The following is a 1,364-nucleotide window of genomic DNA, read 5'->3' as shown; positions in this document are numbered from 1 at the left end:
GGGTCATCAGACATTTTAATGGGTAGCCCCTACATATTGTATTAAAGTACTTTTATGTTATGAATGATAAAACACTTTTTGAAAAAATACTTGGTTTGAACGAACCGTGGTTTATAACCACAGTGAAAGTTGATGAACAACAGCAGAGGGTAGATATCTGGGTTGATCATGAAATGAATATCGAAGTAAGATGCCCTGTTTGTGATCATTTTTGTGCTGTATACGACCACTCTCCAGAACGGGTATACCGCCATTTAAATGTGTGTCAGATGACTACATTTATCCATGTTCGTTTGCCTAGATCCAACTGCAAGGAGCACGGAATCAAGCAGATAGTATCTGAATTTGGCGAGAACGGTTCGGATATGACCTATCAGTTCGAAGCATTTATTATCGACATAAGCAAGGAGTGCTCAGTCAAGGCTGTCGCCCAACTGTTTTCCTTAAGCTGGGACCGCTGCTGGAACGCTGTCGAACGAGCTGTAGCACGGGGCAAGGCAAGAAAACCCCGTGTGATCCCGGAAAGAATAGGTGTTGATGAAAAGGCTTTTGCCCGTGGCCATAAATATGAAACCATTGTAACAAATATAGATAAGGGAACAGTGGAATATGTTTGTGATGACCGGGAACAGAAGAGTTTAGAAGCCTACTATCTGCAATTCACAGAAAAGGAACTGGCTGAAGTCAAAGCAATAGCCATGGACATGTGGCGGCCATACATGGCGGCAACCAAGAAATGTATCCCTGGAGCAGAGAAGAAAATAGTATTTGATCGTTTTCATGCAATGCAGTACGTGAACAAGGCAGTTGACAAGACAAGGAAATCAGAGCATAAAAAGTTGATGGCTGAGGGTGATCAGACACTTAAGAGAACAAAGTACCTGTGGTTATGGAATGAGGAAAATGTTCCGGAATGGCGCAAAGAGGAGTACCGCGCTTTGAAAGCTATGGATTTGAAGACTGCGAGAGCATGCGCCATTAAAGACAATCTCCGTCATCTTTGGGATTACAAATATGAAGCAAACATGAGAAAATATTTTGATTCTTGGTACTTCTGGGCAACACACTCCCGAATAAAGCCCATAAAGGATGCGGCGAAAACATTAAAGACGCATATTGATAATATTGTAACATATGCTAAGCATAGGATAACGAATGCTCTGGGGGAAAGTATTAATGCAAAAGTGGAAAAAGTGAAAAGAATGGCCAGCGGTTTCCGCAGCAGGACGAACTATATCACAGCTATATTCTATCATTGCGGTGGGCTGGATATGTATCCGTATCCGCCTCCAGCCCCCTGTTTACGTTATCGAATGAGCTGACCACTATATGTGGTATGCACCCATGGAAAAGCCGGAGGCGGC

At 43.0% G+C, this 1,364-nt stretch carries 1 protein-coding gene; it reads left to right on the top strand.

The annotated features are described in order from the left end of the window. Positions 1-59: 59 nt before the first annotated feature. Entirely contained in the window at positions 60-1,322 is a 1,263-nt protein-coding gene (locus QA601_18910) for an ISL3 family transposase (GenBank protein MDG5817172.1), read from the top strand. The last annotated feature ends 42 nt before the right edge of the window (positions 1,323-1,364 follow it).

Source organism: Chitinispirillales bacterium ANBcel5 (assembly GCA_029688955.1).
Taxonomy (GTDB): domain Bacteria; phylum Fibrobacterota; class Chitinivibrionia; order Chitinivibrionales; family Chitinispirillaceae; genus Cellulosispirillum; species Cellulosispirillum alkaliphilum.
The sequence above is the reverse complement of the archived record's forward strand: the minus strand, read 5'-3'. Positions and strand labels throughout refer to the sequence as shown.

Excerpts from the sequence above, each read along its gene's own strand:
- QA601_18910 (MDG5817172.1), top strand. The coding sequence starts at position 60 with ATGAATGATAAAACACTTTTTGAAAAAATACTTGGTTTGAACGAACCG.